This window comes from Cellvibrio sp. ATLC23 (genome assembly GCF_057196725.1).
In genome coordinates, this window is sequence record NZ_JBXUOS010000001.1 from 287469 (window position 1) to 308746 (window position 21278).

The following is a 21278-nucleotide window of genomic DNA, read 5'->3' on the forward strand; positions in this document are numbered from 1 at the left end:
AGTGACAAAAATACAGCGTATTAGTGAACGGCTCTAAGCTGTGCCGGGGTGCTTAATTGGTTTAACAGCAGATTGCCGAGCGGCGCTATTTTGCTGCAGCTCATGCTGGCGGCCAGATTTAAATCTGTTGCGCGGCGGGCCAAATCATTGAAATTGCGCATTACCGCCGGGTTGCGCGGGTCTGGAATGGAGATTCCGGTGAGAAAACCAGAGAGTTGAGCTGGCATTCCGGGAACCGAGTTGTAATCCAAATGCGCAAAGGGCGTGCCGGTTTCCATCAGGTGACAGCCGCTGCAGGTGTTGAGTGCCAGTTCAAAGAGCGCATCATCTCGCACAGTAGCCGGTGGTGGTGTTACTGGTGCAGGTGTCACAGGCACCGTTAATAAGCCTGCTGGTGCATTCCACATCGACATAACAGGCGCACTGCCAGCTGCAAACGGGTTGCCTAAAAAACTTAGCGGGATTGTGTGCTGCCCCGCAGGTGGGCCGACCAGTAGCGGCCAATTGCTATTGATGTAAGTGGCCAGCGTAGCCGAATTATTGAAGCTGAGATGGGGCTCTTGTTTTACATCTGTCTCGATCAAGTTGCCGCCGCTGGTGGGTAGCACAAATTCGCGCAGTTCCCAAAATGGTGAGCCGGGCAATAGTTCATTGGTGCGCACTTGACCTATCGCACTTTGGTTTGGTGATGAGGGGCTGGCACCCGCTGCGGTGAACGCATTAGTCAGATTTTCCAGATCGCTGTTGTAATTGGCAGAACTGGCCAGAGCGACCCATTTTTGCGCCCAGGTGCGAATATTCGTACAGCCTGCGATGGGCACCTTGTATTCGAGAATCAGGGTTTTGCTCAGGTTGTTGCAGTTGCCATCGTGCAGGGCAAATACAAAGCGGCCTTCGCCTGCATCACCACTGGCATAGGGGCCGGTGCCGCCGCGCAAATCAGCGCGCAATACAATGCCGAGCAACCGAAATGGGCTTTCCTGCGGTAACAGGGTTGCGCTTGGGCCACCGCTGCGAATTTCCCAATCCTTAATCACTTTTTGATAAACACCGGGGCGAGCGGCAACATTGAAACCGTTGATTGTTTGATTAACTGTCCAGTGCTTAAATAAAACTTTAATAAAGTCGGAAGTGGACGAGGTGCCGTTGGCCATATTTTCCATTAATCGCCAAAAAGTCCATTCGCCGGTCGGATTGCCATTTGGCGATGTATTGTTAGTGGCGCATGCCCAGGTGCGGCTGGAGTCATTCACTACGCTGATGTCGGTAATCATCAGCGATTGCGGAATGCTAACGGCTGTTGCAGCAGGTGTTATATCGCCAGGTAAGCCCAGCGGGAAATTTAACAGCGGCAGTGCAATCGGCTGATTGGTTTTAATGCTGGATGCATCAAATGGCAGTGAAAATAGTTTTTCTTTGCCGTTATTTAAGCCGATAAAGTCCAGTGTGTTGGCGCCGATGTTAATCCGCTGTTGCGTTAATTCTTGCCTTCCTCCTGATGCAAAAAAACGCGTTTCTTTATTGGCTGCGGTTTGTGCCAATTGTTTATTTGCTTTGGCAAACGCATCAAAATCAAATTCTACTTTGGCACTTAATAAACCGTCGCCAGCGCGTAGATCACCGTTTTCTCCATCATCCGATAAAGTGATTATGTTTTTGTCGAGCATAATGCTGAGCTTTTTTTCGCGTTCAGATAATGTGGAGAAACGCGCACTAATGGTGGCGGTTGTGTCGTCTAATTTGGTGATGTTGAGTTCACTTGGTTTGCTGGTGGTATGTTGCGCCGATGCGGCTGACACAATGACTGTGCTGCTCAATAACAGCAGCATACTGGCTGAAAACAAGCTATTCCTGGCCTGCATAAAAACCCCCTTGCGACAAGAGTGATGAAGTAATCCATAAAGATTAATGCACCTATCGAAAGGGATATTTCCTTGTGCCCGTTATTGATAAGGGATGAGGGTAGGGGCTGTCAAAGGTCGCTGCGCAATATGTCGTATCAACCAACCAAATAAACAAAATAGATTTCTATGTGGATAATTTACTCAAAATGTTCTGTTACTAAATTTCCGCTTTTGTTTTTAATATTCTATTTTGCTTTTATGAAATGCGAGTTTTCTGTTTTTGGTTTTACGGCTTGCATTGGATATTTTTTAAATATAAAAAATCATAGTAATTGGCTGTTGTCGCGCGTGCTTGAATGAAATATGGAAACCAATGAGTAACGAAAAAAAGCGCTGCAACTGGCGAGGTAATCACTTAATAAAAATTTCACCAGCTCATTGGTGGCGGTGATTTTTTCTTGTTGTTCATTTTCCGGTAATGACTGCAGCTCGTGTTGCAGTTGTGCAAAGCGAGTACTGACGTTAATACTCGAATCCTGTTGTTTGCTGGCATCGGTGACCACAATGCTCAGGTCGGCGTGAATGGCATTCCATTCAAATAATAGATAGAGCGACTCGTCCTGAATGTTTTCATCCAATAGGCTAATGGCTTTTGCGGCGCAGGTTTCCAGCGCGTCTTTTAGTGGCGTTTGTACTGCAGGCGTAAATACATAGTGAACGCCTTGTGCGGAGTTTTGGATTTGCCAGTGATTCATTGTCATAGTGGGTGTGATTGTTGGGTGTGAAAGTGATTGACGCAGGTTTGGCAGATGCAGCTGTTGGTGCGCTGATCGGGAGCAAGCTGAGCCAGTAATTCGGGTGGAAATAATTGTGTTTTACACCAGCAAGCACCGGCAAAACTGCCGGTATTTGCGGGAGTACAATGATTGGGTTGACCGCACAGGGGGCATTGGCGGTGCGCTAGCGGTGTGACTGCATCAGGCATTACACAGGTCTTCAAACGCATCGACAACGGCCTCTTCATCGGCCTCGGATAGCTCCGCTAAATCCATAATACAGGGTTCATTGATGCCGAGTATTTCTTCAATATCTTCAAAGGGGAGATGGGCATCCAGCGCATGTTTGACGTAATTTTTTACCGCCGCGTGGATTGCGCTTTCGTTGTCGCGTGCGGCTTGTAATTCGGCGACGGTTTGTTGGGTGAGCCATTGAACAAAGGCAGTGCGCTCGGCGTCGGAAGTGTTGGTGCGGGCATCGTAATTCACGGGAGTACCTCTATAACTGGAAAAACCTCAGTATAAAGGTTTTTAACCTAGCTAGACGAGCGCTGTCTCGTGTAGGTCGATTTGATCGAGCGTATTGGTAAAGTGATTAAATTGAGCATCGTCCCGCGCAATACTTTCAATGATGCGTTCCATCAGGTTTTTAAGGTGTACTAGTTGATCGTAAATCTGGTCTTGCATCACACTGATTTCAACCAGGGACCAGCTGTCGGAATTGCTCTGGTCAGTGCTGATATTGACTAGCCAATCTTCCTGCTCTGGTTGCAAAATCCCACTGCGCACTACGGAAATGGCGAGTCTGCCCATCACGGCGGTGACCGAGCGTATTAGTGGATTTTTACTGCTTGCAAATAGTTGCTGTGCGAGCCCTTTAGCTGTTTCAAATTGGTTGCGCAATTTTTTTTGCCGGGCGAGCAACAAATTAATAGAAGGCAGTTGCACGAGTGCTTCAGTAGGGGGTGGTGTTTCTTTGAATAAAATAGTTGCCGCGTTATAAATCGACTCCAAATAAATATTGTCGCTGAGTTTTAATGCCGCGAGCAACATGCTATGTGCATGTACTCCATAATCTGCGTAGCGACTATGATTAAAAACGATATGATCGGTTGCTGCAAGAATCTGGCTGACCTTGGAAATTTTATCGCCAAAGATATGGCGAGGATAACCGGTGCCATCGATACGCTCATGATGATCGGCAATTGCCATGCCGATTTCTTTGGGTAGCCCTGGCACCATATCTAAAAAGCGTTGGGCGATGAGTGGGTGTACCTGTAAGGCTTTCCACTCCTCGGTACTGAAACCATGGTTTTTTTCCCGTAGTTTAGGCGCTAGATATAAAAATCCAACATCGTGAAATAGACCGGCAATAAAGGTAGCGTGAATTTCTGGCAAGCTGAGGTTAAGTTTGCGTGCGATGGCCATACCTGCCAAAGCGCTGAAAAGACCTTGATGATAAATGTCCTTTGCGCGTAACGCGAGTACGGTCAGGTTTTGTTGTAAGAGTGGAAACTTCTCATAATACAAACAGGCCAAGCGCAGGGTTTTTTGATAGCTCTCATTGTTCGTGACGGCATAGAGACCGGGTAAGTTTTTGGCGAACTTATTTAAATAAACAAATAGTTGTTGGGCATTCATGCTGTTGGCGATGCCGACACAATGCTCCAGGGGTTTGATTAGTTTGTGTTGTAGTAGCACCTGCGAGCGTTTTTCGTCGAGGTTGGCGCCTTCCGACAATAGCAGTAGCCCTTGCTGGTTATAAATGTTTTGATTCGCCGCAACGGGCTGTTTTTTGTTTACCTCTATAAGGTTCAGGCAATAGTAGTTTTGCTGGCTGTCGGTCATACAGGTTTCCAAGCGGATAGACTGCCGTTTACACACCGAAGGTGTGCGGTCAGTACAGGGATTAGAAGCTGCTGTAAGGATAGATCAGAGAACGGGAGACGCCAGACATTGAAGATAAATTATTATTTCAAGAAGCTTCGTTACGCAAAACCACCGCCAGCTTTTAAGAAGGGCAATATGCGCAAGCTGATGCGCTTTGGCCGATGGTCAAGCAATTGTTGGATGCTGGCTGTGGGTGCTAAATACTGTTCGTAATAGCTAGCGGCTGCTTGTGCCAAGGCGCTAACAGTACTCTCATCCATTGCCATCGCTTTAACAATAACGGTTTGTAATTCCGTTTCATTGCGAAAGGTCAGGCAATTTTTTCCATCTTCCAGAGCTGGAAAAAACATTTCCGGATACTGGGTGATGGGGACGCTACCCACCGCCATTGCCTCAATAATATTGTGCGACATAGGGTAGCGTACCCCGGGGCAGGCTAAAAAGAAGTGAGCGTGGGCGATAGTGCTCAACCAGTCCTCCGCTGCGACCTTGCATTGTCGGGTATTCATAACTACTAGTCCGGTATGGTGCTTTTCTTTTGCGTTTTGCAGCATCCCCTCATTTTGTAATTCGATACTGCATTCTGGTCGCAGTATTTTCTCGATGCTTTGCAATAATTGGGCGCGGCTTAATTTGGCATAAATTTTCCGAATCGATTTTTTATTGTATTTGCCGTGCTCGGCATCGCCGCCAAAAAATACCGTCCATTGGCGCTGCTGTTGACGAAAGGTCTCCAACTGCAAATCCTGCTGTGCGGCATAAATAGGTGGGAACATTGGAAACGGCATAGGAAAGCAAGCATCGCCTGCCTGATAATCCGGTTGGTAGTTGACCGTAATGATTTTTTTCGCGTTGCGCGCGAGGCTTGAATACCACTTATCGGTAATCAGTAAATAGTCCTGCGGTAAATCACGCTCGTGTTGGAGTACAGAAAAATCTTCTTGCAGGCAGAGTTGTTTGAACTTTTCCTGAATGTTGCCTAGGGCAAAATAGTTGTCGCGCAATACCGGATAAAACCCGGCGCGAATAAAAAAGATAAATAGGCAATAAAAGCGCCTTCCCTGAGGGCCGTCGATGCGAGTATCGCGAAAATCAAACACCACCAGCGGTTGGTTTTGTGGAACATCTCGCCGCTGCTGTTTCAGCCAGCGGCGATATTGCAGGTATCGCTGTGGATAGAGCACGGATTTATAGCGTTGGAGTGTGCCGTCTAGTTTATGGCCTACACTGGATAGTTGCTGCAACGCTGAATTCATGGTGAACCTGATACGCATTCTGATGGGTGAGCTGGCGTGCTCAAGAGCTTCAGATTAGCGGGCAATTGTTGCAGGATGATGTCGAAATGAGAGTGGTTTATTTTGTGATCAGCAATGGTTTAAGCGACAAACATTACTATACTTATCGGAGTTATAGGGTGTGGAGGTGTGTTTGTTTTGGTCATCTACGGCGTCTACCCAAGCGCTATTCCCTTGGTCACAGGCGCTTTTACTCATCCTGGTATATGCAGCGCTCGGCCATTTAGGGATTCATTACGCTGCTTTTCCCGGCACCTTTTTCGCTCAGGTTTGGCTGGCCTCAGGGGTCGGCTTGATCATGTTTTGCCAGTTTGGCCGCCTTGCCATCCCTGTTGTGTTGTTTGCATCGCTGTTAATCAATACGCCTTATGCCCTGCAGGATATGCCTGACAATGGTGTAGCTGGCACGGCGGCGCTGATTTTTTTCAGCCCCTTATTCGATACCTTGCAAAGTTTTCTCGCTTGGCGTTTATGGCGCCTGGATCGGGAACCGCGCTTTAGTCGTATTGGGTTACAGCGTTTTTTAGCCGCCATTGTTGTGGCGGTGTCGGTCAGTATTGCGGGTATTGCGCTTTTACATCTGGCCGTGGGGATTATTCATATCGATGAGCTATTAACGCGGTTTACGATGATGGTATTGGCGGATATGCAGGGGCTTTTTCTACTGGTGCCATTATGGCTTGCGCTTCGCCGCAACGCCGCCGCCATAATCAGTTACCCACTTTTTTTCAGCGCGTTGGCAATTCCAATTCCTCTCTTGTTGGCCCGGATTGAGCCATCGCTAGCGGCATTATTATTTCCGCTGGTGGCTTTTATTATTATTCGCTTGCGTTTTGTTGGCGCTGCGCTTGCTGTGGCCGTCGCGGGCGGCAGTGCGGCGTTAATGGTCATACTCGGGCTTGATCCGCTGAATTTTGGCGCGGGCATTGAAGCGTTTAGTCGTTGGTCGCTGATTGTGCTCGCACTGGGGACGCCCATGTTATTGATGGGCATAGTGTTAGATGACAATCTCGACTACCAAAGTCATTTGGAGGCGCGGGTAGATGAGCGCACTCATGCATTACAGCATGCGCTCGCCGCCGCCAATATATTGGTTATTACTGATTCCTTGACCCAGTTATTTAATCGTCGCCATATGGAATCCTTAATACAGGATGAGCTAGAGCGGGCGCAGCGCTACCAACAATCAACCGCATTGATTTTGTTGGATCTCGATCATTTCAAAGCAGTGAATGACAATTACGGCCACCCAACGGGCGACAAGGTATTGCGCCATCTAAGCGATATTTTGAGTGGCAACCTGCGGCAGTCTGATTTGTTGGGGCGCTGGGGGGGCGAAGAGTTTTTGATTCTTCTGCCGCAAATTAACCTCGCCGCCGCTGCTAGTGTTGCAGAGAAGTTGCGGCAAGCCGTATGTGCTGCAAACTTTGGTGTCCAAGAGCCGCTGAGTATTAGTTTGGGGGTAGCGGAGTTGTTGCCTGATGAAACTGCAGGTGATTGGATTAAACGTGCCGATCAAGCGCTCTATACGGCCAAGCATTTGGGGCGCAATCAGGTTGCGTTGGCAACAGAATAAATCTGGGGTTGGGCATGGATTGCACGGGATAATTGGCAATCCATGCAACTAGAGGTTATTTGCGGTTTTTCTTGGGTTTGTTTTTGGCTGTGGGTGTTGCGGTCATGTCTGCGCTGATCATCAATTGAAAAGCGCCAAAGAAAACGGCCATTAAACCAATAAGCGCGGAAAATAAAAACGCCCCACCATTGGCTACAAAATACATCCCGATAATGATGACAACACCAAAGAGAATAAATCCGAAGCCTAGTTTTTGTTGTAATTGCATATGCTGGATCACCTAGTCGAGGTTGGATAAACACGCCGGAGAACAATAAGCACCGGCGCAGTCAGCAATAATTTTATGTCAGATGCTGCTCGAGTCAATGAATAATCCTTATCACCCAATGTTTTAGCGACTTTATGGCAACACCACGATAAGTGCCCCCACGCTTGGATAGAGTACGGTGCCGCACAGATTAATCTCCGTGCTAAGCCTAATGTTTGATTTTTCATGGAAAGAGTACGAGGAGGTATTTATGCGCTTATCCACCTGTAATTGCGGGCAGTTGGTGTATTTTGAAAATACTTCGTGCACGCGTTGTAAGGCATTATTAGGTTTTAATCCAAATGACCTGCAAATGTATTCTTTTACTGCGTCATCCGATGGGGTTCTCAGTCGCATCAATGGTAAAAGTTCAACCCAATATCGCTACTGTGCAAACGGTGTAACGCACGGTGCCTGCAATTGGGTAATACCTGCGGATGATCCCAATGAGTTCTGCCAAGCCTGCCAATTAAATCGCACCATTCCCGATTTAACGCTGAATGAGAATGTGACCTTGTGGAAAAAATTGGAAACCGAGAAACGGCGCTTGGTTTACAGCTTGTTGTCGTTGGAGTTACCGCTGGCACCTACTGAGCCGGACGCGCCCCAGCTGGCCTTTGATTTTCTGGCTGAACCTGAAACGATAACGGATAAATCACAGCGGGTACTGACCGGACATGCCAATGGTTTGATTACGATTAATATCAATGAGGCTAATCCGGCCCACCGTGAAAAAATGCGTGAAAATATGGAGGAACCTTATCGAACCTTACTTGGACATTTTCGTCACGAATCAGGGCATTATTATTGGGATTTGTTAGTACGTAACTCGCCATGGTTAGAGCCTGTGCGAGCCTTGTTTGGCGATGATACTTTAGACTACAGCGCTGCTCTCGCCGCTCACTATCAACACGGCCCGCAAGAGGATTGGCAGGCTCACTACGTCAGTTCTTATGCGAGCTCACACCCATGGGAAGATTGGGCCGAAACCTGGGCGCATTATTTACATATTATCGATACGCTTGAGACTGCGCACGCTTTTGGGCTGACGATTACCCCGCAAGTATCTAAAAATCAAAATCTGAAAACTGAGATAAAAATTAACGCCTATGACAGTAAAAATTTCTCCAATATCATTCAGCATTGGCTGCCGTTGACCTACGCATTAAATAGTTTGAATCGCAGTGTAGGGCATAATCACGCATATCCGTTTGTATTGGCTAAACCGGTCATCGATAAGCTTGATCTTGTGCATCGTATTGTTCATGAAAACCGCTCCACCTGATGAAATAATGGCGCCATTGCAGATTCAGCTATCTGTGAGTGTGATAAGTAAAAAACTTCCGGTGTTCCTTGCCCGCGCTGAGCGCATTCACTTTGTTAGGGTGTTTGAATTCTTTCCAGCTATCAACTTGTTTGCCCATGTTTAAACGGGGAAAATCTCCCAGGTTTTGAGCATCTATCCCTATAAAGTCCAGTAATTGTTTCAGGCTGCCAGTTTGGCTGATATCAATACTCAATAAATCATTCCGGTTCGCAAAATAATTTTGTATTGTTTTTTGGTGCGCTAAATAGCATTGCGTTAAATGTTCGCGGCTAAGTGGTTCTGCTGCGCTGAATGGCATAAACGTGTTGTTCATGCAGCGTTTTAGCACAGGATTGAGATAACCTGTTTTGGGTGCTAGTTCCGGCAGCATTTTAGTCAATAACATTTGCATGGATGGCAACCAGGCATCCAAGGCTCTATTCAAATAAACAAATTTTGAATTGGGAAACAGTACATCCAGTTCTTGATAATCAGCAAAGCAAGGCGCATCGGCAATAACATTAGCCAATTCAAATGCGCGTTTGGTGTAAGCCGTGTGCGCCACCTTAAAACCGTAATCCAATAACGCTACGCTAATACTGGTGGTGCCGGTGCGGGGTAGGCCGATGATAAAAATCTTACTCACGTTTTATGCCCACAAAAAACGCATTGCCCGCGCCACTTTGCCAGGGCAATATTTTTTCGTAATCGTGTGCCAATGCATGCACTTCAAAATAGGGCGCCAGTAACTCCTGCAAGTGTTGAAAACTCAGCGCAACCATAGTGTGCTGGTCGCGCCAGTGTTGCGTTATGCCATTGCTGGTTTTTTGGATGCTCAGTTGTAATTCTTGCTGGTCTCCCGCTCCGCAATAATACCAATTGGACTGAAAATAAAAATCGCTGTTATCTTGCTGCAGATTGCGTTTAATGCCCGCGCGATTATCAATGGTATTTTTATCGACCGCATTAAAACAAAAAATGCCGCCGGGCTTGAGTGCAGCATGGATATGGGCAATGCATTTGGCAAGTGTGGCGATACTTTGGTTGTAGTGAATGGAATACAAAAAACAACTGATTAAATCTAACTGGCTGGTCGTTTTTAGCTCGCTCATATCCTGCTGGGTAAATTGCGCTTCGGGGCAGCGCAGCTGCGCAATGTCCAACATGGGCTGATTTATATCCACCCCCTTGGCAGTAAAACCAAAGTCGATAAAGTGACGAATATGCGGCCCGGTGCCGCAGGCTAAGTCCAAATAATCTGTCCCTTGATTACCAAACAGTTGGTGCAGCCTCCGCACATAATCGCTCTGTTCGCGATAATTGATATCAGCACACATTAAATCGTAATAGCCAGATAAGTCGGTGTAGAGCGCGTTGACAGACATGGGGAGGGAAATCCAGAAAGTGGTGTGTGGATTATACCCTGCGCACCGTTTAGCGACAGCTAATGAAACAGAATCTATTGTTGGAACCGTGATAGGATCAAGTTGATCACCATCATGACGTGTGTGAATCCACTTGCATTGCGCCTGTTTACTCCAGTTAAACGAGGGGAAAGAAAATGCAAATCAGACTCGGGTATGAATTACTGTACGAGTGCCCCCAACCTACGCCAATGTTACTGGCGTTAAATATTCACTTCTCGCGCGCCTCCGATATCCTTATTCCCGATCACATCATCACGCAACCCGCTGTTCCTATTACGGTTTATCGCGATGGATTTGGCAACTGGTGCAGCCGCATCGTTGCGCCCTGTGGGCAATTGCGCATTTCTACTGATGCCTTAATCAAAGACAGTGGCTTAACCGATGCTATTTCACTTACTGCACAACAACATGCGGTTGAAGACTTGCCCTCTGACACTTTGGTGTATTTGTTGGGGAGCCGCTACTGCGAAACGGATCGCCTGACTGAAACCGCATGGGGGTTATTTGGCAATACACCTTTAGGTTGGCAGCGGGTGCAAGCCATTTGCGATTTTGTTCATCATCATATTAGTTTTGGCTACCAACATGCGCGCGCTACCAAAACCGCGTTTGAGGTGTTTAATGAACGTGCCGGGGTCTGCCGGGACTTTACTCATTTGGCAATTGCGTTTTGTCGTTGTATGAATATTCCTGCGCGCTACTGCACCGGTTATTTGGGCGATATAGGTGTACCTGCTTCACCAAATCCGATGGATTTTTCGGCCTGGTTTGAGGCTTATTTAGGCGGCCGTTGGCATACCTTTGACCCGCGCAATAATGTCCCGCGTATCGGTCACATCTTAATTGCACAGGGGCGGGATGCAACCGATGTTCCATTGACCAATGTATTTGGCCCGAACACCTTAACCAGTTTTAAAGTGTGGGCCGACGAAGTAAAAAATTAATCTAGAGTTTTTATCTGGCTGTAATTCTATGAAAGATGATTGCAAAAACAGCGGTAATAATTTGCTGGCGGCTGATGAATCGCCAGCATTTACATTGGTTAATGCCGAAGGTAAAAGTAACGTGGTCCTGCTGTGTGATCACGCGTCTAATCGTGTACCACGAACGTTGAATAACTTGGGTTTAACTAACGCGCAGTTAGAAGATCACATAGGCTGGGACCCAGGTGCGGTCGACGTTGCTCGGCTACTCTCGCAACTGCTTGATGCGCCGCTACTACTAAGTGGTTATTCGCGTTTGGTTATCGATTGCAATCGGCCCCTGCACAGTGCGCAATTAATTCCAGAGCAAAGCGGGGGAGTTCTGGTGCCGGGCAATCAATCTCTCTCTCATGAAGATCGCGAGCGGCGGGTGAACGAATTATTTCATCCTTACCACAGTGCCATCAATGAATTGCTTTCTCATCGCCGAACCCGTGCAACACGACTCTTAAGCATTCACAGTTTTACCCCAAATTTGCAGGGGCAAATGCGACCATGGCATATAGGAATTTCCCATTGGCGCAATGATTGTTTAGCGGCTTTATTAATCGATGCGTTAAAGGCGGTGGATAATATTGTCGTGGGCGATAACCAACCCTACGCCATCGACACTGAGTTTGACTATGCCATTCCGATTCACGGCGAGGGGCGTGGTTTACCCTGTGCGATGATTGAACTTCGGCAGGATGGTATTCGCACACCTGAAGGAGGTACACGCTGGGCGGAGGTTGTTGCCCAAGCCTATCGGAAAATTGAAGGGCTGCTACTTACAGCGCGTGTTTAATTAATTAAGCAACTGAACGGTTGGTACAGATTAATAAGAAGAATTCGGCGTGCTATCCGGATTAATCTCACCATACACTTCTTCCGGGTCTACTTCATTCATCAGCAAAACCTCGCGCACGGTTTGAATCTGATCGAGCACGGTTTGGTATCTGTCTCCGTATTCGTATTTATTCACCTCGATAGCCTTAGGCATATAACAAAACGCAATTTTTAGCGCGTGAATAAGGTCTTCATTGGTTTGCTCGCTCATGGCTGTCTCCGTTTCAAAGCTGAGAGAAATTGACTCATAACGATAAGTATCAGCGCAATTAATGTACCTAAAAACTCCCGCGTTTCTTCAATGTACGGCTTATCAGGATTCATGCTCTGCATAAGTGGCTCTTCGGTGCTATGCAAATAATAGTTATAAGCACCGCTGGCATAGAGTGCTAAATTAATTCCGCACAGTGCCAGCGCAATCCAAAACATCGGCTTTATGGGTCGATTAAAAAGCGCCAAGCTGGGAACCACTGCACACACCAAATAAAATAAAATCCAGGTCGTTGGGTCCGGGTCATTGAATTGCAGTGCGGCGAAGGCCAGCAGGCACAGTGTAAATAATAGTTGTATTGTTTTTTCTATTATGATCATAAGCATCCCGTGATTACTTTTTTCGTGCCACTGCTTTTAAATGGAACAGTTCTGATTGAGCGTCTGCGCTTTTGAAGCGAAGTTATAGGTGTTCTGTTTTGGTAAAGTTTCAGTGAGTGTTGACCGCTAATTTTTAACGGTAGCGCTGCACACAATCCTGAACTCAAAGTAGTTGTTATTTTGCCCAAGGTAACTTATCAAGCTGTCTCCGGCAGGGGATTTGAATTTGTATTCTGAACCCACATCGGCATACTTGGTAAGGCCATTTAAGTTAATGGCTACTGATTTTCCGGAGCTGGATACTGATTCCACTCCCAGGGTGTTTTCATTACCGCACACCGTGACTGCGCGCCCCATTTGTAAGACGAGATCAGCATTGGGGTTGTACGCGGCTGAATTGTTGCCTCGTTTTACTGTGTTGGCTATACCTCTAACATCCCTTGATTTTGACTCAATATTTATGGTGGTCTGGACAATATTCGACACACGATTGGATATTTCCTGAAGTTGAATATTGATCTCCGGATTATCGGTGGTTTTTTTAGCGAGTTCCTCAATACTGGCGATGAGATTTTTCTGTTCAAGAACGAGTTCTTTTCCGGCAACTGAAAGTTCGACCACAGCATTATTTAGGGGGTCTTCACGGGTAAAAAACCGTTCTTTTAATAGGTCAAATCCGAACGTTGCTGCGGCACCTATAATGGCGCCTGCAGCACCAATCAAAATTTCTCTTTTCATGTAATGGTTCCTTGCGTATCTGTATAAAACTGCCAAACCTTAATATTTTTTCATGGTGTAAGAGTTCTTTTTGTCTTTTGAGGTGAGTTGTAACTCTCCATCTACCAGTTTGTAGTGAAATATTTGGAATCCATCTTCATCGACAATGCCCAGTTCATCGCCCAGAACATAGTAAATTCCTGAGTATTTTTGGATTTTATTTGCTGTATTAACGGTTTTGCCGGAGAACTTGTAACTTTTTTTGAATTCCAGCATGGCTGATGTTATGTCTTTGAATGGTCTATCGCTAGGTGAGTTATAGGACTTCCAGGTTCCGAGTAATTCTTGTTGGCTTAGCTGAAGATGGGTTTTGGTTTTCTTGGCAGTTTTTTGTAGTTTCTTTTCGTATAGGCTATAGCCAAGAGTGTCAGTTGTGCAGAACTCTGTATCTTCAAGATAATCATTCTTTTCAGAGTCATTGGCATAAACCAAATAGTGTTCGTCAATATTGAAATAGTTCCCGAGAAAGTAGCAGGCGTCGCCGGAAAATACATCAACCGTTTCCCTATCTGTTCCTTTTAATGTTTGATGTACAAACATTGTTGCGATTTTAGGCCCACAAACAACACTTTCATCGTCTTCCCCGTTAGAAATCTTTTTTCTAGCGACAACTTTCGCTATATAAATGTGATCAGCTTGGTTTACTAGCTCGGTCGTGCTGGGAGTTTCGCAAGTGGATGCGAATATGCATGTGGGTTGGAGTATGCCCAGCAATAGAGCGATAAAATAGATTGGTTTAATATACATATTTCTTTGTGATGTTTTACCAGATAGTGACTAGTTTGCCAACCAAATTTTCTGCTGGCACGAATCCCCACATGCGGCTGTCCGCTGAATTGTCCCAGTTGTCTCCCATCACAAAATAATGATTATCTGGCACAACTGTTTCGAAAGTGCGAAAAGAATTTTCTTCATTAAGATACTGTACACGATAAGTTGTTTTTCCAAGTTGTTCGGAAAACATGAAATCATCAACATTCTGTGTTTCTACCAGCACTCCATTTATCCTCAACCGTTTGTCGTTAAAACTAACCGCGTCCCCCGGAGTACCTATTACACGTTTTAGAAAGGTGATGTCGGGAGCTTGAGGTGATTTAAATGCAATAATATCTCCGCGTTGAGGCAGTGTTGCGTTGGCCGAGCCTTTCACTGCATCGCTAAAGATATGTTTATTGACAACAACAAAATCGTTTACATTTATTGTGGGAGACATTGATGCACCGGGGATTGAATACCAGTCATATAGATATGAACGCACCAAATAGCTGGTTCCAAAAAACGACCCTATCAATGCCAAAATGACTAGTAAATTGAACACATTTTTATGCGGCTTTGTGTTATTTTTCCCTCCATTTTTATTTCCTTAATGATATTGCTTAAATATTGATGGTTGTTCTATTGAGCTATTGATTAGCCGGTTGACTTGTCGACCTATGTGTTACTCTGTGTTGTGAGAGCTATCTTCAATTTTCACAGCGTATGTGCTTTTTTCTGCAATCGCTAATTGCATAACTTTTTTGGCGAGCAAGTAAAAGTCGTTAGCTTTTGATTCTTCAAAAGTTGGTGTGCCGATAGCATTTAATTGCTGTTGTGCCAACTGAAACTGACCGGTGCGGCGATACATATCGGTAATGATGATGCTAATCGGCCAATACTCATCATCTTTTTCGGTGAGTTTCGCTTTTTGTTCTGTCGCTTTTTCAATAACCAGAGCGGCGTATTGGGCATATTTATCCTGATTGTTGCAGCCATCTGCTTCCCACGTTGCCTGTAAGTAATACCACCAGAGACTATCTAAATTTTCCTGCAGGGCTTCAGATTGTTTGGCAAATAAAAAGAAGGAGGCATGCTTTTCTCTATACAGCTTTTTGTATTCCTGTGATTCGATAAACACCTTGCGCGCGGCAAGTTCTTTTTCATTAATATCTTGCTTATCTAGGATAAAGCCATTGTGAGGACAAATGGGAATGGCCACTGGGAAGCGCATGTAAGAAATAGGCTGCCAATCCAAATGTAGCCCCATAGTCGAATGGGTACCTAGCTCCAGCGCAGTGAATTTTTTGCCGCCCAACGGGCAGGTGTATTCTTCCTCATACACATGATGCCCACTTGGCCCCACACAGTTCAGTATCTTGGGGTTGTATTGCCTTGCTTCATGTGTGTGGTGTTCGTGATCATGTTTGGTCTGCTTTGTTTGGCTGGCGCAAGCAGATAACAACAAAGTGAGCGCTGCGGTATTGAATACTGCTTTTAACGCTGCATAGTGTTTCATCATTTCCTTCCTTAAGTTTTGAGCGTTGCTGTTTTATGTGGTGTTGCGGTACCAATTTACTAGATTATTCCAGCGTTATTATCCAGCAACCATACTTTTTCACAAGCAGGGCACTGACCTTTTAACATTCCTACCACTTCCGCGCTTTCTAACAGCTGGATTGTGTAGCTTGAGTTGTAGTGGCCTTTTACTTCATCATCGCTGATAGAGAAGGGAGGCCCAGCGAGCTGGGTTTGATCGTATACAAAACAAATTAAAAGTTGTTTGGCATTTTCAGTAATCGTTTTGATGTGCGAGGTGTAGTGCGCGCGCATCTCAAAGGGTAGGGCAACTAGCGCGGCGCGATCGTAAACAGCGTCGACATGACCGAGTAGGCTTGCGGTAACATTAAAAATATCACCTACAAAAATGTCGACATTGGGTGCGCGATAATGTTGCAGGTTTTCTAGTTGCGTAATCTCAGGCGTTACACCCAGCTCATCAAAAAGCTGTTCAATCGCGATAGGGCTTAACTCTGCCCCAACTACCTGAAAGCCTTGCGCGAGAAACCAATGAATATCCAGCGTTTTACCACACAAAGGCAAAAATACCCGGCTGCCAGTTGCTAAGCCCAGTGCGGGAAAATGCTTAACCAATAACGGGTGTGTATCACTGTTGTGAAAACCAATGTCGCTCTCTTGCCATTTTTTATGCCAGAAATCGGGTTGCATGGGGTGCTCTTGTTGTAGTGGGTGTTGTAGGTTGGGCAGTCATGCCCAACATGCCCAAGTTTCCAGTTAAGCCAAAAAATTAAAAATATTACTCTGTGTTCTTAACGGGCATTGTTCCGGTTTTGTTGATCGTGGTGTTGGGCATGGCTGCCAGCGTGGCCAGGCCCAACCGACGCGAACTTGTGAATGCTTGAATATGGCCAGTCTTGCGCGTTGCTTACGTATCCGTGTTTTACGGGGTTATTGTGTATATATTCAATGTGGTTGTAAAAATCCCGTTCGTCACGAATGGTGTGTTCCCAAAAGCGGCGTTGCCAGATTCCGCGTTCGCCCTTTTTTAAGCGCGTGGTTTTTATTAATTCATCTTTTGCAATGTGGCGGGAGAAGTTGGCTTTGATTAATGCCCAGCGGGTAGAGTAGTCAAAGTCATTGTGAGGTAAGGTCAACAGGCAATGTAAATGATCGGGCATTACCACCATCGCATTGATCTCGAATGGATGGTTTTGTTTTACCGTTTTAAATGCCGCCCGCAAACAATCAATTTCCCGCACCAATAAATCGCTCTTGCGATCCGCCAACGCCAAGGTGAAGAAATAACACCCACCCTCAACATAAACCCGCCGATATTGCATAACCACTCCTTGTAATTAACCCATTCCCCATTTATTTCACCGCACCCGTAGGTTGGCGGTGAGGAACGAACCCCAACATGACCATGTATCTGCACCCACCAAAACCAAAATCCATGCACCGTTAATTGGTTATTCATAATTCCAAAACAACGTGCCGTTTGCGATTGCGAATGTTGGGGTTCGCAAGCTCACCACCAACCTACATTTCGCGCGTAATTTAATTCAGGGTGCTCCGTAGGTTGGCGGTGAGGAACGAACCCCAACATGACCATATATCCGCACCCGCCAAAACCAAAATCCATGCACCGTTAATTGGTTATTCGTAATTCCAAAACAATGTGCCGTTTGCGATTGCGAATGTTGGGGTTCGCAAACTCACCACCAACCTACAACAGCCCAACCTACGTGCTCATGGGTTGCAATGATAATTTAAATAGGTTGATGAATTCATCGCTTATGTTACAGAAGTCTTGACCAATCTCTAAAGGTTCATTGGTATTATTTTTAAAAACAAAAATACCATAATGATTGTCTACATCGTCATAACCGACGTAAGTAACTTCATCGTTAATGTTTAATTTCCCAATAGGGATGACTACTTTAAAACGGTCGCCTGTTTTAATCCCTAATTTCTTTTCCTGCCAAGAATTATAAAAAATATAATCAGTTAAAGATTTCATATTTTGTCCTTAATTGTGTTTGTGTAGGTTGGGCAGCCATGCCCAACATGTCCATGTTTCCGATTAAGCCGAAAGTTAAAAATGTAAATCCGTATTTTTAAATTGGATTGTGCTGACTTTGTTGTTGATCGATATAAGGTGTTGGGCATTGCTGCCCGACCTACGTGCCACGGACTATTTTTTAATTTTATGGCTGTCAATTAAATGGCTGTCTTTTTTAACTTCTTTCTTTAATTCTGCAGATTTCAATTTTTCAATTGTTTCTTTGGTTGATTTCTCAATAGCATCTTTATTGCTAGGCTGCTCGTTGTTGCTCATCAGACTTCTCCTTCAGTAATAATAGGCTATGTTCTAACGAAATCCTCAAAACAAAATGATCAAGTATCCACCTATATAGTTCGGTGTGCTTTTCTTCTAAACATTTTTTCTTGTCTCCAGCAATTGTAATGACATATTCGATAGTTCCCGTGGTTGGATGTGTTATTGGATAGCATAGTTGTGCGCCTTCTGTAATTGATGATGATCCTTCTGCATATCTTCTTTCACCTTTTGATTTTTTCTTTAATTCCTTTTCTATGTCTTCAACAACTACAATGTTGTTGTTTTTGATGCTGTGAGATACGGTGCTAGATGGGGAGCTTAGTTGCTGGAAAGATGTTTTTGGTGGCGACTCATTTGGCTCAAAGTGAACCCATTTGGTGGGCTTCTTCTTTGAATCAATTTTCAATAACCCTACTCGGTAGCTTGCATTCGAAGAGTTATCTAAGCTTTCAAAAACGCCTTTAATTGCAGCCACAAGTAATTTAATTTGCTGGTCTGGTTTTGTTATGTTTGTAAAAATTTCTTTGGGACAACATAGGCTTGTTTTTGCTGAGTCTGAAATTCGTTTTGATTTATCACCAACTATAAGGTTCAGCGATTTGAGTATCAGAAGGATGTCATCTCTTCCAAGTTCTTTTTCAGGGCGAGCATTATTTTTTATAAAGGCATAAATGCCTTTTATTATCACAATATAAATATATGCCCCAATTATAATTAGCAATGATGACTGGTTAAGAAAGCTGCCTACTTTGTCTCCAAGTAATGTGACGAGTTCGGCGTTCAATCCATTTTTTGTCGCTATGTTCGTTAAAAGTATTGGGGGGAGCAAAAAAATAACGGGTCTAAGTATGTGTTCTACTGCCCAATGTTCACAAAAATCTACAATACGTTTGCAGGCTTTCGTAAACCAGCTTTCACCTGATATCGGTTTTCGCATATGCTTCCTTATTGTTTAAATTAAAAAAACCGCCATTCAGCCCCACCAGAAAACTCTCTGACAAAACTCAATAGCGGTTTAGGTTTATTCACTCCGGAATATGTAATCCGTTCGTATGGTTGTGGCTACTGCGCCAGCTGAATCAGCTCGATATCTTTTTTTAGCAATTCATTTATAAATACAGAATAATCTTTACCTTTTGCTGCAGCTAAGCTCACGAGTGTGGCTTGCACATCATCATCAAGGTAAACAGGTAAGTGTACTTTTGCATCGGGGCGATAAAATCCGCCGCGCTCGCCTTTGCTGAAATCGTATTCGTCACGCATAAAAATCACCCTTCGTAATTTTTGATCTCATGGACTGTAGCTTTACGTGCGGAAATAATCCGCACGTAAATATTGTCATCGTCTTCTTGCCATGTGTGGACGGTTACAACAATGCGCATGCTGCGAACTTGCCCAATGGTTACCCAGCGTTCTTCTTGTTCGCTGTGTTCATCATCGCGCAACTTAATAGCGAGCGGGTCATTAAATATCTCGCTCGCCTCAATAAAGCTAACACCATGCTTACGTAAGTTGCTGGCCGCTTTATTGCGATCCCATTCAAAGTGTATATCCATTTTGGCTTTCCTTTTAATTTGAAACTGGTTTAAGAGTTACAAATCAATCCCAGCTCAACGCCCCACCTGTTTGATACTCAATCACTCTTGTCTCAAAGAAATTCTTCTCCTTACGCAAATCCATAATCTCGCTCATCCACGGGAATGGGTTTTGTGCGCCGGGGAATTGTTCTTTCAAACCAACTTGTGCGCAGCGGCGGTTGGCGATGAAGTGGAGGTATTCTTCCATCATCGCGGCATTCATGCCGAGTACACCGCGTGGCATGGAGTCGCGGGCGTATTGAATTTCCAACTCGGTGCCTTCCAAAATCATTTGGATGACTTCTTGTTGGAATTCTGCCGTCCACAAGTGCGGGTTTTCCAATTTGATTTGGTTGATTACATCGATACCAAAATTCAAATGCATGGATTCATCGCGCAATATGTATTGGAACTGCTCGGCAACGCCGGTCATTTTGTTGCGGCGGCCCATGCTGAGAATTTGGCTGAATCCGCAGTAGAAGAAAATACCTTCGGTCACTACATAGAATGCAACCAGGTTGCGCAGCAATTCCTGATCAGTTTCTGGTGTGCCGGTGGTGAAGGTTGGGTCGCCCAGGGTTTGGGTGTGTTTCAAACTCCATGCGGCTTTGTTCGCAACGCTCGGCAATTCGCGGTACATGTTGAAGATTTCGCCTTCATCCATACCCAGCGATTCAATACAGTATTGGTAAGCGTGAGTGTGGATTGCTTCTTCAAATGATTGACGCAAAATGTATTGGCGGCATTCGGGGTTGGTGATCAAACGGTAAATCGCGAGTACGAGGTTATTCGCTACCAGTGAGTCAGCGGTAGAGAAGTAACCGAGGCTGCGCATTACGATGCGGCGCTCGTCATCGGTCAGGCCGTCTTTGCTGCGCCAAGTGGCGATGTCGGCGGTCATGTTTACTTCTTGTGGCATCCAGTGGTTGGAGCAGCCATCAAGGTATTTTTGCCATGCCCAGTCGTACTTAAAGGGTACAAGCTGGTTCAAATCGGCGCGGCAGTTGATCATGCGCTTTTCGTCTACCTGAATACGCGCAGCGCCCATTTCCAGTTCTTCCAAACCGGGAGCTGGGTCAAGTGCGGCGAGGCTGGCGCGGGCTTTGGCAAGCTCAGGGCTGATGCCGGTTTCTTTGGCGCTTTGGGCAAAGGCAGTATTCACTGCGTGTGCATCGGCAGCTTTAGAGGCTTGCGCTTGGTCATTTTTCGCTTGCGCTTGGGCAACCTGCGCTTGAGTAGGTTGTACCACTGGCTCAGCCGCTTTGGCTTGTGCGGCGCTGATGGCGTCCTGACGGGTGGTTTCTCTTACTGCTTCTTCGGTGTCGAATTCATCCCAACTTAGCATGGTGTTCCTCATTAATTCTTTAATGCTGGGGCTTTAACCCCACCCTAACCCTCCCCTTAAAAAAGGGAGGGGACTGGATCATCCCTCGGTATTAACTCCTCCCCATTTTGAAGGGGGAGGTTGGGAGGGGGTGTTATTTTTTGA

27 protein-coding genes are annotated in these 21278 nt (G+C 45.5%); 4 read left to right on the plus strand and 23 right to left on the minus strand.

Features of this window, described 5'->3' with window-relative positions:
- Nucleotides 1-20: 20 nt before the first annotated feature.
- From AC2CG4_RS01180 to AC2CG4_RS01205, 6 genes are all read right to left on the minus strand, one after another.
- Nucleotides 21-1862 carry a hypothetical protein gene (locus AC2CG4_RS01180; protein WP_484484511.1) on the minus strand — a complete coding sequence of 614 codons (1842 nt, stop codon included), beginning with the start codon at nucleotides 1860-1862 and terminating at the stop codon, nucleotides 21-23.
- A gap of 305 nt (nucleotides 1863-2167) precedes the next feature.
- The gene (locus tag AC2CG4_RS01185; RefSeq protein WP_484484512.1) at nucleotides 2168-2605 is read right to left on the minus strand and encodes a hypothetical protein; all 438 of its coding nucleotides are present in this window, start codon (nucleotides 2603-2605) and stop codon (nucleotides 2168-2170) included.
- Nucleotides 2602-2829, minus strand: a complete 228-nt coding sequence (locus AC2CG4_RS01190) for a cysteine-rich CWC family protein (RefSeq protein WP_484484513.1) — start codon at nucleotides 2827-2829, stop codon at nucleotides 2602-2604. The genes AC2CG4_RS01185 and AC2CG4_RS01190 overlap by 4 nt, the downstream gene beginning before the upstream one ends.
- Nucleotides 2822-3109, minus strand: coding sequence for a hypothetical protein (locus tag AC2CG4_RS01195; RefSeq protein ID WP_484484514.1), 288 nt, complete (start codon nucleotides 3107-3109; stop codon nucleotides 2822-2824). Before AC2CG4_RS01195 ends, AC2CG4_RS01190 begins: the two co-directional genes overlap by 8 nt.
- A gap of 51 nt (nucleotides 3110-3160) precedes the next feature.
- Nucleotides 3161-4468: an HD-GYP domain-containing protein gene (locus AC2CG4_RS01200; RefSeq protein WP_484484515.1), complete on the minus strand. Its 1308-nt coding sequence runs from the start codon at nucleotides 4466-4468 to the stop codon at nucleotides 3161-3163.
- A 140-nt stretch (nucleotides 4469-4608) separates the two neighbouring features.
- Complete coding sequence (locus AC2CG4_RS01205; protein WP_484484516.1) at nucleotides 4609-5766, minus strand: glycosyltransferase; 1158 nt, start codon at nucleotides 5764-5766, stop codon at nucleotides 4609-4611.
- Between the two features lie 172 nt (nucleotides 5767-5938).
- On the opposite strand from AC2CG4_RS01205, the gene AC2CG4_RS01210 reads away from it, so the two are divergent.
- Nucleotides 5939-7381 carry a GGDEF domain-containing protein gene (locus AC2CG4_RS01210; RefSeq protein ID WP_484484517.1) on the plus strand — a complete coding sequence of 481 codons (1443 nt, stop codon included), beginning with the start codon at nucleotides 5939-5941 and terminating at the stop codon, nucleotides 7379-7381.
- A gap of 55 nt (nucleotides 7382-7436) precedes the next feature.
- Here the strand turns inward: AC2CG4_RS01210 and AC2CG4_RS01215 are convergent, their stop codons facing one another.
- Nucleotides 7437-7649 carry a hypothetical protein gene (locus AC2CG4_RS01215; protein WP_484484518.1) on the minus strand — a complete coding sequence of 71 codons (213 nt, stop codon included), beginning with the start codon at nucleotides 7647-7649 and terminating at the stop codon, nucleotides 7437-7439.
- 250 nt (nucleotides 7650-7899) lie between these two features.
- Between AC2CG4_RS01215 and AC2CG4_RS01220 the strand changes: the two genes are divergently transcribed.
- Nucleotides 7900-8973, plus strand: a complete 1074-nt coding sequence (locus AC2CG4_RS01220) for a zinc-binding metallopeptidase family protein (RefSeq protein WP_484484519.1) — start codon at nucleotides 7900-7902, stop codon at nucleotides 8971-8973.
- A 28-nt stretch (nucleotides 8974-9001) separates the two neighbouring features.
- Here AC2CG4_RS01220 and AC2CG4_RS01225 read toward each other — a convergent pair whose 3' ends face one another.
- Together AC2CG4_RS01225 and AC2CG4_RS01230 are read right to left on the minus strand one after the other, a co-directional pair.
- A complete protein-coding gene (locus tag AC2CG4_RS01225) occupies nucleotides 9002-9640 on the minus strand; it encodes a sulfotransferase (RefSeq protein ID WP_484484520.1) in 639 nt (212 codons plus the stop codon).
- Nucleotides 9633-10379 carry a class I SAM-dependent DNA methyltransferase gene (locus AC2CG4_RS01230; protein WP_484484521.1) on the minus strand — a complete coding sequence of 249 codons (747 nt, stop codon included), beginning with the start codon at nucleotides 10377-10379 and terminating at the stop codon, nucleotides 9633-9635. The genes AC2CG4_RS01225 and AC2CG4_RS01230 overlap by 8 nt, the downstream gene beginning before the upstream one ends.
- Nucleotides 10380-10555: 176 nt before the next feature.
- Between AC2CG4_RS01230 and AC2CG4_RS01235 the strand changes: the two genes are divergently transcribed.
- Nucleotides 10556-11365: a transglutaminase-like domain-containing protein gene (locus AC2CG4_RS01235; protein ID WP_484484522.1), complete on the plus strand. Its 810-nt coding sequence runs from the start codon at nucleotides 10556-10558 to the stop codon at nucleotides 11363-11365.
- Between the two features lie 28 nt (nucleotides 11366-11393).
- Nucleotides 11394-12188, plus strand: a complete 795-nt coding sequence (locus tag AC2CG4_RS01240) for an N-formylglutamate amidohydrolase (protein ID WP_484484523.1) — start codon at nucleotides 11394-11396, stop codon at nucleotides 12186-12188.
- Between the two features lie 30 nt (nucleotides 12189-12218).
- Here the strand turns inward: AC2CG4_RS01240 and AC2CG4_RS01245 are convergent, their stop codons facing one another.
- The 14 genes from AC2CG4_RS01245 to AC2CG4_RS01310 form a co-directional block, all read right to left on the minus strand.
- Nucleotides 12219-12440 (minus strand): penicillin-binding protein, encoded by a 222-nt coding sequence (locus tag AC2CG4_RS01245; RefSeq protein ID WP_484484524.1) that lies wholly within the window; start codon nucleotides 12438-12440, stop codon nucleotides 12219-12221.
- Nucleotides 12437-12820 (minus strand): transmembrane 220 family protein, encoded by a 384-nt coding sequence (locus AC2CG4_RS01250; RefSeq protein ID WP_484484525.1) that lies wholly within the window; start codon nucleotides 12818-12820, stop codon nucleotides 12437-12439. The genes AC2CG4_RS01245 and AC2CG4_RS01250 overlap by 4 nt, the downstream gene beginning before the upstream one ends.
- Before the next feature lie 126 nt (nucleotides 12821-12946).
- Complete coding sequence (locus AC2CG4_RS01255) at nucleotides 12947-13558, minus strand: hypothetical protein (RefSeq protein ID WP_484484526.1); 612 nt, start codon at nucleotides 13556-13558, stop codon at nucleotides 12947-12949.
- A 39-nt stretch (nucleotides 13559-13597) separates the two neighbouring features.
- Complete coding sequence (locus tag AC2CG4_RS01260) at nucleotides 13598-14344, minus strand: hypothetical protein (protein WP_484484527.1); 747 nt, start codon at nucleotides 14342-14344, stop codon at nucleotides 13598-13600.
- Nucleotides 14345-14360: 16 nt separating this feature from the next.
- Nucleotides 14361-14915 carry a signal peptidase I gene (lepB, locus tag AC2CG4_RS01265; RefSeq protein ID WP_484484528.1) on the minus strand — a complete coding sequence of 185 codons (555 nt, stop codon included), beginning with the start codon at nucleotides 14913-14915 and terminating at the stop codon, nucleotides 14361-14363.
- A gap of 120 nt (nucleotides 14916-15035) precedes the next feature.
- Complete coding sequence (locus AC2CG4_RS01270; protein ID WP_484484529.1) at nucleotides 15036-15872, minus strand: hypothetical protein; 837 nt, start codon at nucleotides 15870-15872, stop codon at nucleotides 15036-15038.
- 56 nt (nucleotides 15873-15928) lie between these two features.
- A complete protein-coding gene (gene tmpT / locus AC2CG4_RS01275; protein ID WP_484484530.1) occupies nucleotides 15929-16579 on the minus strand; it encodes a thiopurine S-methyltransferase in 651 nt (216 codons plus the stop codon).
- A gap of 101 nt (nucleotides 16580-16680) precedes the next feature.
- A complete protein-coding gene (locus AC2CG4_RS01280; RefSeq protein ID WP_484484531.1) occupies nucleotides 16681-17211 on the minus strand; it encodes an REP-associated tyrosine transposase in 531 nt (176 codons plus the stop codon).
- A 401-nt stretch (nucleotides 17212-17612) separates the two neighbouring features.
- Nucleotides 17613-17891 carry a hypothetical protein gene (locus tag AC2CG4_RS01285; RefSeq protein ID WP_484484532.1) on the minus strand — a complete coding sequence of 93 codons (279 nt, stop codon included), beginning with the start codon at nucleotides 17889-17891 and terminating at the stop codon, nucleotides 17613-17615.
- 174 nt (nucleotides 17892-18065) lie between these two features.
- Nucleotides 18066-18209, minus strand: a complete 144-nt coding sequence (locus AC2CG4_RS01290; RefSeq protein ID WP_484484533.1) for a hypothetical protein — start codon at nucleotides 18207-18209, stop codon at nucleotides 18066-18068.
- On the minus strand, nucleotides 18187-19149 hold the full coding sequence (locus AC2CG4_RS01295; RefSeq protein WP_484484534.1) for a hypothetical protein: 963 nt from the start codon (nucleotides 19147-19149) through the stop codon (nucleotides 18187-18189). Before AC2CG4_RS01295 ends, AC2CG4_RS01290 begins: the two co-directional genes overlap by 23 nt.
- Nucleotides 19150-19274: 125 nt before the next feature.
- The gene (locus tag AC2CG4_RS01300; protein WP_062057479.1) at nucleotides 19275-19475 is read right to left on the minus strand and encodes a hypothetical protein; all 201 of its coding nucleotides are present in this window, start codon (nucleotides 19473-19475) and stop codon (nucleotides 19275-19277) included.
- A gap of 5 nt (nucleotides 19476-19480) precedes the next feature.
- Nucleotides 19481-19768 (minus strand): BrnT family toxin, encoded by a 288-nt coding sequence (locus AC2CG4_RS01305; protein ID WP_062057482.1) that lies wholly within the window; start codon nucleotides 19766-19768, stop codon nucleotides 19481-19483.
- Between the two features lie 43 nt (nucleotides 19769-19811).
- On the minus strand, nucleotides 19812-21134 hold the full coding sequence (locus AC2CG4_RS01310; protein WP_062057484.1) for a ribonucleotide-diphosphate reductase subunit beta: 1323 nt from the start codon (nucleotides 21132-21134) through the stop codon (nucleotides 19812-19814).
- Nucleotides 21135-21278 lie beyond the last annotated feature (144 nt).

Coding starts and splice junctions, on each gene's coding strand:
- AC2CG4_RS01260 (WP_484484527.1), bottom strand. CDS start 14,344: ATGTATATTAAACCAATCTATTTTATCGCTCTATTGCTGGGCATACTC.
- AC2CG4_RS01280 (WP_484484531.1), bottom strand. CDS start 17,211: ATGCAATATCGGCGGGTTTATGTTGAGGGTGGGTGTTATTTCTTCACC.
- AC2CG4_RS01290 (WP_484484533.1), bottom strand. CDS start 18,209: ATGAGCAACAACGAGCAGCCTAGCAATAAAGATGCTATTGAGAAATCA.
- AC2CG4_RS01305 (WP_062057482.1), bottom strand. CDS start 19,768: ATGGATATACACTTTGAATGGGATCGCAATAAAGCGGCCAGCAACTTA.
- AC2CG4_RS01235 (WP_484484522.1), top strand. CDS start 10,556: ATGCAAATCAGACTCGGGTATGAATTACTGTACGAGTGCCCCCAACCT.
- AC2CG4_RS01285 (WP_484484532.1), bottom strand. CDS start 17,891: ATGAAATCTTTAACTGATTATATTTTTTATAATTCTTGGCAGGAAAAG.
- AC2CG4_RS01215 (WP_484484518.1), bottom strand. CDS start 7,649: ATGCAATTACAACAAAAACTAGGCTTCGGATTTATTCTCTTTGGTGTT.
- AC2CG4_RS01300 (WP_062057479.1), bottom strand. CDS start 19,475: ATGCGTGACGAATACGATTTCAGCAAAGGCGAGCGCGGCGGATTTTAT.
- AC2CG4_RS01230 (WP_484484521.1), bottom strand. CDS start 10,379: ATGTCTGTCAACGCGCTCTACACCGACTTATCTGGCTATTACGATTTA.
- AC2CG4_RS01295 (WP_484484534.1), bottom strand. CDS start 19,149: ATGCGAAAACCGATATCAGGTGAAAGCTGGTTTACGAAAGCCTGCAAA.
- AC2CG4_RS01250 (WP_484484525.1), bottom strand. CDS start 12,820: ATGATCATAATAGAAAAAACAATACAACTATTATTTACACTGTGCCTG.
- AC2CG4_RS01245 (WP_484484524.1), bottom strand. CDS start 12,440: ATGAGCGAGCAAACCAATGAAGACCTTATTCACGCGCTAAAAATTGCG.
- tmpT (WP_484484530.1), bottom strand. CDS start 16,579: ATGCAACCCGATTTCTGGCATAAAAAATGGCAAGAGAGCGACATTGGT.
- AC2CG4_RS01200 (WP_484484515.1), bottom strand. CDS start 4,468: ATGACCGACAGCCAGCAAAACTACTATTGCCTGAACCTTATAGAGGTA.
- AC2CG4_RS01240 (WP_484484523.1), top strand. CDS start 11,394: ATGAAAGATGATTGCAAAAACAGCGGTAATAATTTGCTGGCGGCTGAT.
- AC2CG4_RS01270 (WP_484484529.1), bottom strand. CDS start 15,872: ATGATGAAACACTATGCAGCGTTAAAAGCAGTATTCAATACCGCAGCG.
- AC2CG4_RS01310 (WP_062057484.1), bottom strand. CDS start 21,134: ATGCTAAGTTGGGATGAATTCGACACCGAAGAAGCAGTAAGAGAAACC.
- AC2CG4_RS01220 (WP_484484519.1), top strand. CDS start 7,900: ATGCGCTTATCCACCTGTAATTGCGGGCAGTTGGTGTATTTTGAAAAT.
- AC2CG4_RS01205 (WP_484484516.1), bottom strand. CDS start 5,766: ATGAATTCAGCGTTGCAGCAACTATCCAGTGTAGGCCATAAACTAGAC.
- AC2CG4_RS01255 (WP_484484526.1), bottom strand. CDS start 13,558: ATGAAAAGAGAAATTTTGATTGGTGCTGCAGGCGCCATTATAGGTGCC.
- AC2CG4_RS01185 (WP_484484512.1), bottom strand. CDS start 2,605: ATGACAATGAATCACTGGCAAATCCAAAACTCCGCACAAGGCGTTCAC.
- AC2CG4_RS01180 (WP_484484511.1), bottom strand. CDS start 1,862: ATGCAGGCCAGGAATAGCTTGTTTTCAGCCAGTATGCTGCTGTTATTG.
- AC2CG4_RS01190 (WP_484484513.1), bottom strand. CDS start 2,829: ATGCCTGATGCAGTCACACCGCTAGCGCACCGCCAATGCCCCCTGTGC.